The organism is Brucepastera parasyntrophica (assembly GCF_022376835.1).
GTDB lineage: Bacteria > Spirochaetota > Spirochaetia > Treponematales > Treponemataceae > Brucepastera > Brucepastera parasyntrophica.
Window position 1 is genome coordinate 2478202 of record NZ_CP084606.1, and the last position, 12532, is coordinate 2490733.

Consider the following 12532-nt stretch of genomic DNA (forward strand, 5'->3'; position numbering starts at 1 on the left):
GGAGATTTTCTCAATAAAGTGCAGCAAAAAGAGGTGTATAATTACTATACCAGTATATACATGTTTTTTCAAACAAGTCCATGAAAAGATTCATTTACAGTGTATAAAAAGCCTGTGTTTATCTGAAAACCGGTAAAACTCCCGACTCGGACACTTCAAAAATCTCGGTGGAGAGCGGGTGTGTCGAGGTTTCATAGGTCAGATAGATATCATCCTTGAAAAGTTTCTGATAATGCATTATGCCTTCCCGGTCAAAGAGAATGACGGTTCTTCTTTCCGGCACTGTAAAATAAAAGGGAGAGCCGAAAAGAGCGGCGCAGGTTTCCTGGAAAGGCGTGTAAAAGGGTAAAATCGAATTAAGCGGGGAAATCCCGGAATGGACGCTGTAATAAGAAATATCTCCTCTCGTGTGGGACTGAAAGCGTCCTGAGGAAGCCAGCTTTGCCATGTTGGTATCCATCGCAAGGCGGATGGTGGCGAGGTTTATGGACCATTCCTGGATCAGGGCCTGGGACAGGGGAATGACCGAACCGCCGTAAAAAAGGGCCAGGCTCATTTTCAGCGAACTTGACATCAGCTGTGAAAGCGGTGAGGCAAAGTTCAGGGGAACGATATCTCCCCTTGAAGCAGCTTCAGTATCAACCGGCTCGAAAAAAGGAAAAATCCTGTTTTTTGCCGTGTCCCAGTCAGGAATAGTCTGTTGAAAATGTTCAAGACTCAAAACATCCACTTTTTGCAAGTTACCTAAGGAAAGCTGTTCGTTGTTCATTTACCACCCTCAATTTTTCTGTGGAATTATTTATCAATGTAACAATTCCCCCGGTGAAAAGATACAAGAACCCGTATATATAACAAAAAATTATTTATTTACGCTGAAACCCCCGGAAACCCGCATTATTCCGGCCCTTGAAACCTGATTTTCCGGGCGGAAAACCTTATATGCGGAAAATCCGGGAAATGCCGCCCGGGAAAGGTATCTTGAAAGCTTATCCGTATTTATGATATATTCACTTATGAAAGTCACAATTTTTTTCGGATCAAAATCAGATACAGATATAATGAAAAAAGCTGCTGCCGTGCTTACTGAATTCGGCGTGGAAAATGAATCCTATGTTATATCGGCGCACCGCGCGGGGGAACTGCTTGCGGAAACCGTCCGGGCGGCTGAAAAAAATGGGACAGAGGTTTTTATCGCGGGTGCGGGTCTCTCAGCCGCGCTGCCCGGAGTTGTGGCATCCCTTACGGTCCTGCCGGTAATAGGCGTTCCGATTGACGGCGGTTCGGTCGCCGGTTTCGATTCCCTTCTGTCCGTCGTACAGATGCCCAAGCAGATACCGGTTGCCGCGGTCGGCATGAATAATGCCGCGAACGCGGCCTATCTCGCCGTCGAAATTCTCGCGGTTAAATATCCCGGACTCAGGGAAAAACTTCTGGACTTCCGGCAGAAACTGCAGGATGATGTGCGGGCCAATATGGGACCTTTTGTCCTGGCATAGAAAACGGAGGCAATTTCAAAACTGAGAAACTTTTGAAATTGCGACCTTAGACGTAGCAAAAAAATCGATTTCTATCAGATATAACGAAATAGATTTTTCTTTGAAAAGCTTCTTTTAAAACTAACCGAGTTTTGAAAGAAGCTCAACGGTCAGTGGAATAAAACAGGTAAAGCAATTATACTGGAGCAAGGTTTCAACTTAAGCCGCCGCGCGGTTTAAAAAAGAGGTTTTTACTATGGATAAAAAAACGGAAGCTGTGATCAAGGGGCTGGTAAAGGGTGACCAGCTGTATGAGGGTAAGGCAAAGAAAATATTTGCGACTAATTATCCCGATCTTGTAATTATTGATTATAAGGACGACGCCACGGCCTTTAACGGAGAAAAAAAAGGCCAGATAGAATCAAAGGGCGTTCTGAACAATAATATTGCGTCCGGCTTGTTCGAACTTTTGGCAAAAAAGGGCGTTAAATCCCATTTTGTAGCAAAGCTTTCCGACAGGGAGATGCTCTGTAAAAAAGTATCCATTATTCCCCTGGAAGTCATTGTCAGAAATGTCGCCGCCGGCAGTTTTTCCAAGCGTCTGGCGGTTCCCGAAGGTTCGGAACTTAAAACAACCATCTTTGAAATTTCCTATAAGGACGATGCCCTCGGCGATCCCCTGATAAATGATTACCACGCGGTCGCAATCGGGGCCGCAACATGGAAGGAATTGAAGGAAATTTACGCGCAGACGGAAAAAATAAACAAAATCCTGTCCGAATTTTTTGCGCAGCGGGGTATCCGGCTTATTGATTTCAAACTTGAATTCGGAAAAACTTCTGACGGTAAGATTATTCTTGCTGATGAAATCTCCCCGGACACCTGCCGGTTCTGGGACGCTAAAACAAATGAAAAACTCGACAAGGACCGCTTCCGGCGGGACCTTGGCAATATAAAAGAAGCGTATATCGAAATTTTTAACCGTATTTCAAAATAATTTTTTTGCTGGGCCGGTTTCAGAATCTTTTCGGTTCTGAAACCGGATTGATTCATTTTCGGTAAACGTTTTGGGTATAAAACGGCTTGGCGGAATAACTGTTTTGTTACACTGTTATTCCATGATAATTTTTGACAGGCTGCGGTGTCCTCTCCTGCTTGACTGGCCGGACACCGTTTATCCTGTGTAACACCGGAATTTCCGGTATTTGCACAAAATAAAGTGGTGTATGATGAATAATTTTACCGCGGAGGACGATAAGCTCAAAGAATCCTGCGGGTTATAGGGATTTATCTCTCTGATCATGATGACAGCGCCTCGAAACTGGCCTACTACGCTCTCCAGTCTCTGCAGCACAGGGGACAGGAAAGTACCGGCATAGCGGTATCGGATGGGGAGAACATTGAGCATCATAAGGACATGGGCCTTGTAGGTGATGTGTTCAACAAGGAAAACCTTACCGCGCTGAAAGGACATATCGCAATAGGCCACGTGCTGTATTCTACTTCAGGCAAGGCAAGCATTGATAATGCCCAGCCCTTTGTTTCGCGCTCAAAGCTCGGGACTCTGGCCGTCTCCCATAACGGCAGCCTGGTCAATGCGGAACCTATGAAGGAGTTTCTGGAGGAAACGGGCTCGACCTTTACTTCGAGCAGCGATTCCGAAGTTATCATAAAGCTGATAGCAAAAAATTATAAAAAAGGGCTGGACCGGGCGATCACCGATACCATTCAGCTTATTAAAGGCTCTTTCGCGCTCTGTGTTATGACTGAAAAAACACTGATAGGAATCCGCGATCCCAACGGGATCCGCCCCTGTGCCTGGGCAAGGTTCCGAACGGCTGGATTCTTTCCAGTGAATCCTGCGCGATTGATGCGATCGGCGGGGAACTTGTCCGCGATATAGCGCCGGGCGAAATTGTTATCATTAATGATGACGGCGTTCTCTCCTTTAAGTTCGGTGAAAAAACGGCAAAAAAGACCTGTATTTTCGAGTATGTATATTTTGCCCGGCCGGATTCAATTATGGACGGGATCGGCGTACAGGAAGCCAGGATAAAAATGGGCGAGGTTCTTGCAAGGGAATCGGGAGTTGTTGCCGATGTTGTTATCGGTGTTCCGGATTCCGGGCTGGGCGCGGCCATGGGTTATTCAAAAGCCTCAGGAATTCCCTATGCAATGGGAATTGTCAAAAACAAATACATCGGAAGGACCTTTATCGCGCCCAGTCAGGAAGAGCGGGAGCAAATGGTATTTGTGAAGCTGAATGCCCTGAAAAGCGATGTACACGGCAAGCGGGTAATAATTATTGATGACTCCATTGTCAGGGGTACAACTATCCGCCGGCTTATACAGATTCTGCGGAAGGCAGGCGCGAAGGAAGTGCATTTCCGTATTTCGTCTCCTCCTGTCCGTTATCCCTGTTATTTCGGCATAGACACGCCCGCGCGCGCCGACCTCATTTCATCAAAACATGATAGTGATGAGATATGTGCTTCGGTAGGGGCCGATTCGCTGGCCTTTATTTCAATGGAAGGCATGATAGAAGCCCTCCAGTCCTGCGAATATGAAGATGATCAGACCAGGGAACTGCATTCCCATCAGCATGCCTCTAAAAACGGAAGCACGGTGGCGTCGAATTCAACAAATTGCAGATACTGTCAGGGATGTTTTCTTGGAGAATATCCTATATCAATGATCGGCGAAGTAGGAAAGAGGTCTTTGTAGTCAGATAATGTAACTTCAAGGAGTATACAATAACCGGGGAACTGTTTCCCTGTGTTTTCTGTTCCGCATGATAAGGGGTTCAAAATGATAGATTACCGTCAGGCTGGTGTTGATGTTGAGGAAGGATACCGGGCCGTGCAAAACTATAAGGAAAGCGCAAAACGGACAGCCATTCCCGGCGTCCTGAGCGGACTCGGGAGTTTTTCCGGAATGTTTCAGCTGCCTGAAGGATACAGGGAACCGGTGCTTGTATCCGGGACCGACGGGGTAGGGACCAAACTGGATATAGCTTTTCAAATGAACCGCTATGATACGGTGGGAATTGACTGTGTCGCCATGTGCGTAAATGACATTTTATGCCAGGGAGCGAAGCCTCTTTTTTTCCTTGACTATATTGCCTGCGGCAAACTTGACGCCTCTGTTGCGGGCGACCTTGTCCGGGGCGTTTCCGAAGGCTGTCTTCAGGCCGGTGCCGCATTGCTCGGCGGTGAAACCGCGGAAATGCCCGGTTTCTATGATGAAGGAAAATATGATATAGCGGGGTTCGCTGTCGGTGTCGCGGAAAAAGCGGCGATCATTGACGGTTCGAAAATAAGGGAAGGCGACGCGCTTATCGGTCTTGCTTCAAGCGGAGTCCATTCAAACGGATTCAGCCTTGTGAGAAAACTGGTGCCTGATTTGTCAGAGCCGTTTAATGGTATTCCTATCGGCGAAGAACTCCTGATCCCTACGCGGATTTATGTAAAACCCGTACTTGGCCTGCTGCAGAACATTTCCATTCACGGGATGGTGCATATTACCGGAGGAGGCTTTTATGAAAATATTCCGCGGATGTATGCCCGTGCCGGTGAAGAGCAAAAGCTCGCTTCCTTTATAAAAAAGGAAAGCTGGCCGGTTCCCGCGATTTTCGCTGAACTGGTCCGTCGGGGGCTGACCCTGACCGGATGTTCAATACGTTTAATATGGGCATTGGATTTATACTGGCTGTCAGCAAAGACGATGTTCAGACTGCGATGAAGTTTTTGAATGATTCCGGTTTTCCGGCATATGAAATCGGATATGTCGGAACAGGAACAGAAGATATATATTTTTATTGATGAATATACCCTTCGCGGACGGCGGGTCCTATCCTGCAATCTGCTGAGCGGTGCAATGGCGGAGTAGTGTATGCGTATAGCGGTTCTTGTTTCCGGCGGCGGAACGAACCTTCAGGCCCTGATCGATAATGAAGCCGGTGATTTTCCTCCTGAAGAAAAATATGAAATCGCTTTGGTTATTGCTGACAGAAAAGATATTTATGCGATCGAGCGGGCTGAAAAACATAAACTTCCCTGTGAACTGGTTTTATCTCCGTCCGGAATCCCCCGGTCCGAAACCCGCAGAATTATTTCCGACCGTATTCTTGAACTTGCGCGGCGATATGATATTGACGCGCTGGTGCTTGCCGGTTTTCTCACTATCCTAAATGGAGATATTATTTCCGAGTATTCCGGCCGGATTATCAATCTGCATCCCGCGCTGCTCCCCAGGTACGGCGGAAAAGGGATGTGGGGCCATCATGTACACGAGGCCGTTCTGGCCGCGGACGAAACGGAATCGGGCTGTACCGTACATCTTGTTGACGCCGGCTGCGACACAGGCCCTGTTCTTTTGCAGAAGAAGGTCCCCGTTTTTCCCGGTGATACGGCGCAGACTCTCGCGGAACGGATTTCACATGAAGAACATTCCGCAATTGTGGAAGGAACCCGCCTGCTGGCGAAGAGGCTGCGCAAATGAACCGGCTCCTGTTCGAATTTCTGCAGGGCATTCTGATCGGCGCAGCGGGGATTTTACCCGGAATTTCCGGGGCAGCGATGGCAGTGGTTTTCGGGCTGTATGAAGAAATTACCGGAGTACTTGCGCATCCTGTCAGAGAGATAAAAAACTTTCTGCGTACGCACTGGTCCCTGTGCCTCGGCGGGCTTGCCGGTTTTGTTCTGCTTGCCTTTGTCCTTGAACGTTTTTTTTCCGACTACGCGACTGTATTTGTGTTTCTTTTTTCAGGATTTATTCTGGGGACACTTCCTGGACTGTACCGGGAAGCAAAAAAGGACGGGATCGGCGCCGCCCAGATTATATCCTTTTCCATTGCCATGGGCATTATGCTTGTCCTTGCCTTCATCCGGTTCCGGTATGCCGATCTGTTTGTAAAGTCAGCCGAATCTGCTGAATCGGTTTCCCGCGCGCTTTCCATTCCCGGCATATGGGTTATAGCAGGAGGCATAATTGCGATCGGTTCGCTCATTCCCGGAATCAGCGCTTCCTTTATTTTTATTGCGATCGGATTATATATTCCGCTCCTCGAAGCGGTCGGAGAACTGAATATTCTGATAGGACTGCAGATAGTTGCCGGAATACTTATTACCGTTATTCTTTTCGCGCGTCTGGTACATTGGCTGTACCGCCGTTTTACCGGTACGATGACCTTTATTGTTCTCGGTTTTACTATCGGGTCGCTGGTGCTGGCCTTTCCCGGCATTCCGCAGGGTACAAATATTCTGCTGTGCATCATCCTTGTTATAGTGGGATTCTTTCTGTCTTATTTTCTTGAAAAAAAAGAAATAAAATAAAAATTGTCCGCGTAACATATAGCGCATACAGAAGGCCCGGTATTCCGCGCGTAATTATTTTTTTATATGGGATACTGTTTGTGAAAAAAGAGAAAATACAAATAGAAAACATACCGGCGATTCTGTATGGAGCCAGTTCTGATAAATTATATATATCGGTCCACGGAAGGTACTCAAAAAGGAAGAGGCTGAAAATTTTGCGCGTATTGCGGTACAACACGGGTATCAGGTAATAAGTTTTGATCTGCCCGAACACGGCGAGCGTAAGAATGAACCCTGTCAATACAACCTTCAGAACGGAGTACATGATCTGGAAATTATATATTCGTATTTCAGGAATACATATAAAAGTTTTTCGCTTTATGCATGCAGTCTTGGCGCCTATTTCAGTCTGATTGCGTACCAGGATATCAGATTCACTGAGTGTCTTTTTCTTTCCCCGATTCTTGATATGGAACGCTTAATCCGGAATATGATGAAATGGGCAAATGTTTCCAGCGAACAACTGAGGGAAAAAGGAAATATTGAAACTGATTTTGGCGAAACGCTGTCCTGGGATTATTATCAGTATGTCAGAAATCATCCGCTAAAAAAATGGGACAGTAAAACTTTCATATTGTACGGAGAAAATGATAATTTGACGGAAAGAAGTATTCTTGATTCATTCTCCGGAAAATATAATTGTGATGTAACTGTTATGGACAAGGGAGAGCATTATTTCCATACTCCCGAGCAGATACATTATCTCGAAAAGTGGATCAGGCAGGTTATCAGATAAATATCTGCGGTCTGTGTCCTGTGTTTTTCATCATCATTTTCACGATGGGCTTTCAGCCGGTTTCATATTCCGAAAATATGTTCATTCATAAAAACTTCCTGTGCTGTACAGCGCGAGAATTTCTTCAGAGGTTCCGAGGGAGGGAATCGCGCCGCGCCGGCTTGCGGCCAGCGCTCCCGCGGCGTTTCCAAAGCCGCATATCTTTTTCAATTCTCCCGCAGATATTTGCGAAAGTGTATCCGCTGAGTACTTTTCTCCCAGTTTAAACAGAAACGCCCCCCAGAAAGCGTCGCCCGCTCCCGTGGTATCGGCGACAGTGACCTCAAAAGCAGGAACATGGCCCCGCCCGTTTTTATGGCAGAAAAAGCATCCTTCCGGTCCCATGGTTACGATAACAAGCGCAGGACCTTCAGCCAGAAGATATTCCGCGGCAGTTTCAATGCTATCCTCACCGGTAATCATCAGAGCTTCTTCATTCGAAACCTTAATCACATCAGCCAGTTTTACGCCGGCCTTCATTTGACTGATTGCTGATTCTCTGTCCGGCCACAGGGGTTCCCTCCAGTTCGGATCAAAAGAAATAATTTTATTCAGCTTTTTTGCTTCCTCGGCTGCAAACAGGGTCGCCGAACGGGCCGGCTCACCGGTAAGAGACAATGAACCGAAATGGAAGATGTCACAATTTACAAGAAGTCCGGCAGAAATATCTTCCCTGGTCAGACAGGTGTCTGCTCCGGGACGCCGGTAAAAACTGAATGATCTGTCACCGGACTTACTGAGATGGACGAAGGCCAGGGTCGTATCCGCTCCGGATACTTTCACGAGACCTGATATATCTACACCGAGCGAAACAAGCGTTTGTTCGAGAAAATTCCCGAAACTATCCTTTCCTACTGCGCCGATGAAGGAGGACTGCCCTCCCAGTTTTGAAAACGCCGCGAGAACATTCGCCGGAGCACCTCCCGGGTTCTGCTCGAAGCAGGGATTTGCATAGCCTGTCTGAACAGGGGTAAAGTCAATAAGCAGTTCACCCAGCGCGGTAAGAGCAGGTTTTTTTTCATCAGATTTTTCTCCGCCATAATATTCAGGTTTCAATAGGTTCCCTGCGGAAAAAATAATTCTTATCTTCTCCGGTAATGGAACGCAGAACCCGGCACGGATTTCCTCCCGCGACTACTCCTCCGGGGATATTTTTTGTAACAACACTGCCTGACGCGATAACAGTGTCCGCTCCGATTTCAACTCCCGGATTTACAATAACGCCTGCACACAGCCACACGTTGTTCCCGATGGTTATCGGTTTACCGTATTCAATTCCGGCGTTTCTCGGTTCATGGTGAACCGGATGGCCTGCGGCGAACAATCCGACATTCGGAGCGAACATGACATTATCACCGATAACAATGGGCGCACAGTCGAGAATAGTACAGTTGAAGTTCGCGTAAAAGTTTTTTCCGATTGAAATATTATATCCGTAATCACAGCGGAAGGGAGTTTCTATCCAGAAATCTCCGTCTGTTTTTCCCAAAAGCAGTAAAAACAGTTCCCTGCGTTTTTCATATTCGTCGGGCTCAAGTTTATTCAGTTCATGAACCAGTTTTTTTGCCTTGATCCGTTCTCCGGAAAGTTCCTCATCAAACGATTTATAGACCAGCCCCGCAAGCATCTTTTCCTTTTCCGTCATATAGTCCTTCCTGAAAATAACATATACCGATTATACCGATATCCCTGATAAAACCGCAACCGGTAAATTTTGAATAATGCAGATTTACATAGTCCCTTAATTTAAGTTTCCGGTGTAAAAGGGTTTTTCAGTAAAAACAGCGGAGACAAACGCATTCAGGCAACCCGCGTCTCATCGAAAACAAATTTGTAATACGTTTATTATGTAAAGTTTTAGTGACTGAAGGATTGCTGCGCGGCAAATATTCGGCTTTACTTCGCGGTCCGGTATCAGTATTTTAAAATAAAAGTGATATTGCCAAAGGAGAAATGATAATGGAAACCCTGAAAGCTATTGCAAGAAGAAAATCAGTCCGCTCATACAAGCCGGACCCGGTCCCGGAAGAGGTCCTCAATACAATACTTGCCGCGGGCTGCGCCGCGCCGGTCGGCATGGGCATGTATGATTCCCTCCATCTGACAGTTATACAGAACACGGAAATGCTGGGCCGTATTTCCGAAGCTGTCAAAAAGATAATGAACAGGGGCGGAAGTCCCCTGTACGGCGCTCCTGTCTTAATTATTATTTCGTCCCGGGAAAGCATGCCTGTCGCCGGTATTGAATACGCGAACGCGTCATGCCTGATCGATAATATGCTGATAGCGGCGACCGATCAGGGCCTCGGAAGCGTATATATCTGGGGCGCGGGCCCCGCGGTCAGTTCGGATATATCACTGATGAAAGCGCTGGCAATTCCTGAAGGCTTCAAGCCGGTTTCGGGACTTGTGCTGGGCTTTCCCGAAAGCCCGGACATGTCGGAAAAAGAACTGAAGATAACCATTTCACTTAACCGCATATAAGCCTGCAAAAAACAAGGTGCGTATGAGGTTCCACGCAGTCCGGCCGGACTGTCTGCACCGTCATCCGGGGATTCCCGTTTTGATGCAATTCTCTAAAATAAAGTGTATAGCAACTATACACTTTATCTTGTTGTCTGATGTATATAAAGTGACATCCGCCTTTTGATACAATCAGTTTCAGGCTGCTCTTCTGAAAATGTTCAAATATTCCGGAAAGGAAATACGGGCTGCGCCTGGGGTTCCCGTTTTACTGTACTTTCCGGGCATCCCTAAAATTGCCCTTTCCGGCAATTCGCTGTATACTATAAATAACCCTGATTTTTCGGGGAAAAATGAGGGCCATAATAGAGCGGGCCAGGGGGTAATATATGAAAGTGCTGATGATAAACGGCAGCCCGAGAGAGAAGGGCTGTACCTTCACTGCTTTGTCGGAAATAGCAGACGCCCTGAACCGTCAGGATATTGAAACGGAAATCATACATATTGGGGCAAAGCCGGTAAGAGGCTGTCTTGGCTGCGGTTCCTGTAATAAAACAGGACGCTGCATTATGGAAGATGATGTAAATGCCATAATGGAACGCCTTCCCGAATTCGACGGCTTTATCTTCGGATCCCCTGTCCATTTTGCGGCCTTATCAGGCGCGCTGACTTCTTTTATGGACCGGCTGTTTTATGCGGGCCGGCATCTGCTGGTCCTCAAGCCGGCTGCCGGAATAGTAAGCTGCCGCAGGGGCGGCGCAACAGCGGCCTTTGATCAGATCAATAAGTATTTTACCATCAGCAATATGCCGGTGGTTTCTTCACAATATTGGAACATGGTTCACGGCAACAGTCCTGAAGAAGTAAAGCAGGATCTTGAAGGATTGCAGATAATGCGGACTCTGGGAAACAACATGGCCTGGCTTCTCAAATCAATTGAAGCAGGAAAAGCGGCGGGTGTTCGTCCTCCGGAACCGGAGCCTCCCGCGCGAACCAACTTTATCAGATAAGTGCTGTATCCGGCGTTCCGAATATTTTCATCCCGGAAAACTTCCGTTTTCTGTATGTTCAGTTTTGCGTCGTCGCGGCCGGCATGATTGTCTCCGGCCGGAAGAAGCCGGACAATTTTTATCCGTAATATAAATTGGAAAACGGAAGGTGTATAAAAACCGGTTTTTATGTGTATGACCGGTAATTCCGGTCTGTTTGAACATCACAGTGTATAGGTGCTATACACTTGTTGTCAGGATTTTCCTCCATGCGGCTGCGCCGGGAGAAATTCTGTCCGGAAAGCGGATGTTTTCCGGACAGAATATAAGGAATGGATTTATTCGGGGCGAGGGTTTAATCAGCCTGCGGCTGGTTCTGTAAGGTACTGATTTAACGGCCGCTTCCGCGACCTGCGAATACCCCAGACCGAAGGTCTGCCCTGCGGCGGAGTATTTTATTTATAATTAATAATTGATTCCGCTTCAAGTCGGGGAGACGCGGTACTCATCCCGTCCTGATTAGATTCGATATGCCCGATTCTCACAAGTGAAATAGCATCGAACCCCGCGGGTATTTCAAGGGTGTCTTTGAAATTTGCGTTTATTGCGCTGATCGGACCGGTATATATCCGTGATCCCAAACCCAGGGCCTGGGCAGCGAGATACATGTTCTCCGTTGCGAGTGCGCAGTCAAAGAAAACCGAAGAGGAGTTTCCTTTTCCCGAAACAATAATCAGAATATTCCCGTCCGGAATATCCGGAATTATCCTGTTCGCGATAGCATTGTCCCGCAGTACAGTGAAGTGCCAGGGCTGTCCGTTCCGCGCGCTGGGAGCCTGTACACCGCAGTCAAGAATCAATGAAAGATCATTTTCGCTTATTTCCCCCTGAACAAAAGACCTCGCGGCATAATTGAACAGCATGTTTGTTATGGCGTCATTATTGATCCCGAAATCATCAGCCGGTGAGGACTTTGATCCGGCTGTCTCTTTGCTGCAGCCGGAAAAAACGAAAAGGACGAGAAGCGTAGCCGTAATACATGTTACGCTTTTTTTCATAATTACCATCCTTGTAAAATGCTATTGGATAAGCTTGCCGACAACAGGAAGCTTTGAAAGAACGGAAGTTCCGTGAGGTGATTTTGTTTTTATAACCTCCGTCAGGTCCTGCCCTGCCGTATTGCCCATATGTTTTCCGCCCGCCCACTTTGGCACTGCCGTGACATCATAGATAATTCCGTCTACCGCAACATAGGCGGGTCTGCCGTCCTGCCCGTTATATTGGGAAAGCTGTTCCACAGTCAGTTCCAGCCCGGGCGATTGTGACAGCTGCGCCGGCGCTGCCTGCGGATCGGTCTTTTTTTCTTCCTTGCAGCCTGCGAAGGCTACAGCCGTGAATGCCAGTAAAAGCACTAAAACGCGAAAAGATGTTTTCATAATTTCTCCTTTTGAGATG

16 protein-coding genes are annotated in these 12532 nt (G+C 47.2%); 11 read left to right on the top strand and 5 right to left on the bottom strand.

Annotated elements, in window-relative coordinates:
- Positions 1 to 118: 118 nt before the first annotated feature.
- Positions 119 to 769 carry a hypothetical protein gene (locus tag K7I13_RS11785; protein WP_255945904.1) on the bottom strand — a complete coding sequence of 217 codons (651 nt, stop codon included), beginning with the start codon at positions 767 to 769 and terminating at the stop codon, positions 119 to 121.
- Positions 770 to 1058: 289 nt separating this feature from the next.
- Between K7I13_RS11785 and purE the strand changes: the two genes are divergently transcribed.
- The 9 genes from purE to K7I13_RS11820 all read left to right on the top strand — a co-directional run bounded on the left by purE (position 1059) and on the right by K7I13_RS11820 (position 7586).
- A complete protein-coding gene (purE, locus tag K7I13_RS11790) occupies positions 1059 to 1496 on the top strand; it encodes a 5-(carboxyamino)imidazole ribonucleotide mutase (RefSeq protein ID WP_500789613.1) in 438 nt (145 codons plus the stop codon).
- A 235-nt stretch (positions 1497 to 1731) separates the two neighbouring features.
- Positions 1732 to 2472, top strand: coding sequence for a phosphoribosylaminoimidazolesuccinocarboxamide synthase (gene purC, locus K7I13_RS11795; RefSeq protein ID WP_369413670.1), 741 nt, complete (start codon positions 1732 to 1734; stop codon positions 2470 to 2472).
- A 420-nt stretch (positions 2473 to 2892) separates the two neighbouring features.
- Positions 2893 to 3378, top strand: coding sequence for a hypothetical protein (locus K7I13_RS15995; RefSeq protein ID WP_369413671.1), 486 nt, complete (start codon positions 2893 to 2895; stop codon positions 3376 to 3378).
- Positions 3379 to 3497: 119 nt separating this feature from the next.
- A complete protein-coding gene (locus K7I13_RS16000; protein WP_369413672.1) occupies positions 3498 to 4199 on the top strand; it encodes an amidophosphoribosyltransferase in 702 nt (233 codons plus the stop codon).
- Positions 4200 to 4283: 84 nt separating this feature from the next.
- The gene (gene purM / locus K7I13_RS11805; protein ID WP_500789614.1) at positions 4284 to 5216 is read left to right on the top strand and encodes a phosphoribosylformylglycinamidine cyclo-ligase; all 933 of its coding nucleotides are present in this window, start codon (positions 4284 to 4286) and stop codon (positions 5214 to 5216) included.
- Entirely contained in the window at positions 5162 to 5296 is a 135-nt protein-coding gene (locus K7I13_RS16005) for a hypothetical protein (RefSeq protein ID WP_500789615.1), read from the top strand. Before purM ends, K7I13_RS16005 begins: the two co-directional genes overlap by 55 nt.
- Before the next feature lie 70 nt (positions 5297 to 5366).
- Positions 5367 to 5975: a phosphoribosylglycinamide formyltransferase gene (gene purN, locus K7I13_RS11810; RefSeq protein WP_255945908.1), complete on the top strand. Its 609-nt coding sequence runs from the start codon at positions 5367 to 5369 to the stop codon at positions 5973 to 5975.
- Complete coding sequence (locus K7I13_RS11815) at positions 5972 to 6808, top strand: DUF368 domain-containing protein (RefSeq protein ID WP_255945910.1); 837 nt, start codon at positions 5972 to 5974, stop codon at positions 6806 to 6808. Before purN ends, K7I13_RS11815 begins: the two co-directional genes overlap by 4 nt.
- A gap of 451 nt (positions 6809 to 7259) precedes the next feature.
- Entirely contained in the window at positions 7260 to 7586 is a 327-nt protein-coding gene (locus tag K7I13_RS11820; protein WP_255945912.1) for an alpha/beta hydrolase, read from the top strand.
- Positions 7587 to 7667: 81 nt separating this feature from the next.
- Here K7I13_RS11820 and K7I13_RS11825 read toward each other — a convergent pair whose 3' ends face one another.
- Positions 7668 to 8681 (bottom strand): carbohydrate kinase family protein, encoded by a 1014-nt coding sequence (locus K7I13_RS11825; protein ID WP_255945914.1) that lies wholly within the window; start codon positions 8679 to 8681, stop codon positions 7668 to 7670.
- Complete coding sequence (locus K7I13_RS11830) at positions 8671 to 9270, bottom strand: sugar O-acetyltransferase (protein ID WP_255945916.1); 600 nt, start codon at positions 9268 to 9270, stop codon at positions 8671 to 8673. The genes K7I13_RS11825 and K7I13_RS11830 overlap by 11 nt, the downstream gene beginning before the upstream one ends.
- A 314-nt stretch (positions 9271 to 9584) precedes the next feature.
- Between K7I13_RS11830 and K7I13_RS11835 the strand changes: the two genes are divergently transcribed.
- Both K7I13_RS11835 and K7I13_RS11840 read left to right on the top strand, forming a co-directional pair.
- Positions 9585 to 10109 (top strand): nitroreductase family protein, encoded by a 525-nt coding sequence (locus K7I13_RS11835; protein WP_255945925.1) that lies wholly within the window; start codon positions 9585 to 9587, stop codon positions 10107 to 10109.
- Between the two features lie 368 nt (positions 10110 to 10477).
- Positions 10478 to 11098: a flavodoxin family protein gene (locus K7I13_RS11840; RefSeq protein ID WP_255945926.1), complete on the top strand. Its 621-nt coding sequence runs from the start codon at positions 10478 to 10480 to the stop codon at positions 11096 to 11098.
- A gap of 434 nt (positions 11099 to 11532) precedes the next feature.
- Here the strand turns inward: K7I13_RS11840 and K7I13_RS11845 are convergent, their stop codons facing one another.
- Positions 11533 to 12135: a nitroreductase family protein gene (locus tag K7I13_RS11845; protein ID WP_255945927.1), complete on the bottom strand. Its 603-nt coding sequence runs from the start codon at positions 12133 to 12135 to the stop codon at positions 11533 to 11535.
- Positions 12136 to 12156: 21 nt separating this feature from the next.
- Entirely contained in the window at positions 12157 to 12513 is a 357-nt protein-coding gene (locus tag K7I13_RS11850) for a cytochrome b5 domain-containing protein (protein ID WP_255945928.1), read from the bottom strand.
- Positions 12514 to 12532: the final 19 nt, after the last annotated feature.